Source organism: Tardiphaga sp., from assembly GCF_025356345.1.
Taxonomy (GTDB): domain Bacteria; phylum Pseudomonadota; class Alphaproteobacteria; order Rhizobiales; family Xanthobacteraceae; genus Tardiphaga.
In genome coordinates this window covers 1-3,127 of record NZ_JANXTC010000355.1, presented here as the reverse complement: position 1 = coordinate 3,127, position 3,127 = coordinate 1, and the positions used below count along the sequence as shown (strand labels likewise).

Sequence of the window (3,127 nt, the reverse complement as noted above, 5' to 3'; positions counted from 1 at the left end):
GTAGGTGAACCGATCATTGGCGGAGGTCGCGGAGGTGCCGCCGGCGGTGGTTACCGTGACGTCGATGGTCCCCGTCCCCCCCGCCGGCGAGGTCGCCGTGATCGAGGTGGTGGAATTGACCGTGACGCCGGTCGCCGGCGTGCCGCCGAAACTGACCGTGCTCGCGCCAACGATAAATCCGGTGCCGACGATCGTCACGGTGGTGCCGCCGGCCGCCGGACCCGAGTTCGGCGAGACCGAGGTCACGGTCGGTGCGGCGATGTAGGTGAACCGATCATTGACGGAGGTCGCGGAGGTGCCGCCCGCGGTGGTTACCGTGACGTCGACTGTGCCGCTCCCCGTCGGCGAGGTTGCCGTGATCTGGGTCGGGGAATTGATAGTGATACCAGTCGCTGCCGTGGGGCCGAACGTCACCGCCGTCGCGCCCGACAAATTGGTGCCGGTGATTATGACGCTGGTGCCGCCGCCCGCCGGTCCGGATGTCGGCGAGATCGATGTTACGGTTGGTGGCGGCGTCGGCAGATTGATCGTAAAGGTCCACGGAGTCGTCGCGTGAGAGTCGCCTGTGCACTCGAGGAGCGCATCGCTACAAGAGGGTGCGTAATAAAGCGTGACGCTATCCTGTGCGAAGGTTGTTACGCTGTTCAGCGTAATGTCGATCTGGGCATTGCCGGAATTCGCATTTTGACCATTGTCGTTGGCGCTCTTGGGAGAGAATTTGTAGCTGGCCCTGCTCGTCGTCGGACTGAAGTCGGAGTAGGCACTCGTTGAGGTGCCCGCGATGGGAAGTTGATTTAAAGCATCGGTACCCGACATCGAGTAGAGGCCATAGACCACCGCGTCGTCGCCGGTGTGCCCCGCGCCGGCGGTGACCACGGTCAGGCACAAATGGTAGACTTGGCCGATCGATGTGAAGTTGATCGTCGCTCCGCTCGTCGAGTTGACGGTCTGGTCGCAGACCGCCTGAGCGCTCGACACCGACGCCCCCATGGCAGCGAGCACCAGAAGGACCATCGCGGCGAGCGTGTTCAGGCCCCGGCAGCGCAATTGCGCATGCGCCACAGCAGCAGCAACACAAACGGACCGCAATACCTGCCAAGCCGCACGTAGCGTCGGCAGACAACCCTGTCGGGTCCCCGTCGTGAAGGTCACTGTGCCCCCTCAGCGGCTGGTCCTCAAACGGACGCTCCTGCCGCAAATCTTTAGAAAAACTTCAACTCCAAATTGCGTGTATTAGGCCGTTACCGCACGTCGCAAACAAGTAAACTGACGATCGTTGACGGTAAAATAAAACCATCTGGTGTATTTTTTTCAACCAGTTGCGCCTCGGTAACAGGCAGGACCGACGTGGGTAGAGCCGCGCTGCTGCCTCGCCCTGATGCGGATGTCGCGTTGCGCCGAACCAACGCGCGCCGCCGCGCTAGCCACCCCCTCAAAGCCGTTGATCTCTGGCATTTGCACGTGTGGGCTTGACTGCTTTGGTCGCGCCAACTTACAATCTCAACGAGCATACATTCGTGATGCACCGCTGATTTGACCCGCCGCGCGTCAATATTCCGCGCGTTAATTAAGAGGCGATCCATCGCCTGCTTGAAGGGGGGAGCATGCCGTTACAACCCATCCTGGGTCAGATCATGCCGTTTGGCGGCACCACGGTGCCGAGAGGGTGGGCGCTATGCAACGGCGCCCTGATGGCCATCCAGACCAGTCAGGCGCTATTCTCATTGCTAGGCACTCACTACGGTGGGGACGGGATCAGGACGTTCGCACTGCCAGATTTGCGCGGTCGCGCGATTATCGGATCCACGGGAGGCGGCGGCGATTTTCCGGCTGGCATGATGAGCGGAACGGTTTCGGTGGCCTTGAACACGCAACAGCTTCCCAGCCATAATCATATCATTCAGGCTTCAACGAGCCAGGGAGCCGGGAGAGGCGCTGTTCCGGCCAACCACCTGTTCGGCACCAACACCGTTCCTCCAGACAATCCAAAGTCTGTTTTCCTGACCGCCGGCAACGGAGAAACGCCGCTCGCGCCGGGAACCAATGTTTTGAATGAAGGCGGTAATCAGATGCACAACAATATGCAGCCCTATCTGGTCATCAACTACATGATTGCGCTCAACGGCATCTTTCCTTCCCGCAACTGAGACTTCGACCGCACGGCTATCAGTTCAAGAAAATCGCTTTCAGAATTGGCTTCTCCTGAATTGCGCTTCGTGAGAGGCGACACGTTCCTGACCCTGTTTTGCAATGCGTGCTTGAAAGAGAATTCGGCGATGTCAGACCCCTTTATCGGCGAAATCAGGCTGTTCGGGTTCCCACGGGTGCCGGATGGCTGGCTCTCCTGCAGTGGACAAAGCCTCCCCATTTCACAATACGATACCCTCTATGCCGTCATCGGCACGATTTATGGCGGCGATGGCGTGCAGACCTTCAACGCACCGGATTTGCGCGGACGGGTGCCGATTGGCCAGGGCCAGGGGCGGGCTCTTCCGCTCTATGTGCTCGGGGGGATTGCGGGCGAGGACGAGCATGTGCTGACCGAGAACGAGATGCCCCAGCATAGCCACGCGCTGATGTCGTCGACCGCCAGGGCCACAACGCCGACGCCCGGGGCGGCGGTTCATTTAGCAACCGCGTCGGCCGGAAATCTCTACGCGCCGGCAGCGGACGCGGCGCCATATGAGACGATGGCGGCCTGCGTCGCGCTTGCCGGCAGCAATTTGCCGCACAACAACATCATGCCGACGGTCGTGGGCAATTACTGCATCTGCTTCAGCGGCGTCTTTCCGTCACCGGGCTGATCACGCCTGCCGCTTCCATTCACGTCGTTAGCTGTCGCGCTTCAGCGGATCCTGAGGAGGCACTACGTGTCAGACCCGTATATTGGTGAAATCCAGGCCTTTCCATTTGCCCTCGCGGCTCAGGGCTTCAATCAGGCGTGGCTGCCGTGCTTTGGACAATTACTTTCCATCCAGCAGTTCACGCCGCTGTTCTCGCTGATCGGATCGGCTTTCGGCGGTAACGGCACCACCAATTTCGCGCTGCCCAATCTCTCCGGTTCAGTCAGCAACGGCCAGGGCGACGGTCCCGGTCTGCAGCCGCGCGTGATCGGCCAGTCGATCGG

The 3,127-nt window shown here is 60.6% G+C and carries 4 protein-coding genes; 3 read left to right on the top strand and 1 reads right to left on the bottom strand.

Features of this window, described 5'->3' with window-relative positions; genetic code table 11:
- Positions 1 to 1,152, bottom strand: a 1,152-nt coding sequence (locus Q0S16_RS21405) for an IPT/TIG domain-containing protein (protein WP_295852769.1), incomplete at its 3' end; no start/stop codon positions are given.
- Between the two features lie 452 nt (positions 1,153 to 1,604).
- Between Q0S16_RS21405 and Q0S16_RS21400 the strand changes: the two genes are divergently transcribed.
- From Q0S16_RS21400 to Q0S16_RS21390, 3 genes are all read left to right on the top strand, one after another.
- A complete protein-coding gene (locus Q0S16_RS21400) occupies positions 1,605 to 2,147 on the top strand; it encodes a tail fiber protein (RefSeq protein ID WP_295852767.1) in 543 nt (180 codons plus the stop codon).
- A 129-nt stretch (positions 2,148 to 2,276) separates the two neighbouring features.
- Positions 2,277 to 2,804, top strand: a complete 528-nt coding sequence (locus tag Q0S16_RS21395; protein WP_295852772.1) for a tail fiber protein — start codon at positions 2,277 to 2,279, stop codon at positions 2,802 to 2,804.
- A gap of 66 nt (positions 2,805 to 2,870) precedes the next feature.
- Positions 2,871 to 3,127, top strand: a 257-nt coding sequence (locus tag Q0S16_RS21390; protein ID WP_295852766.1) for a tail fiber protein, incomplete at its 3' end; no start/stop codon positions are given.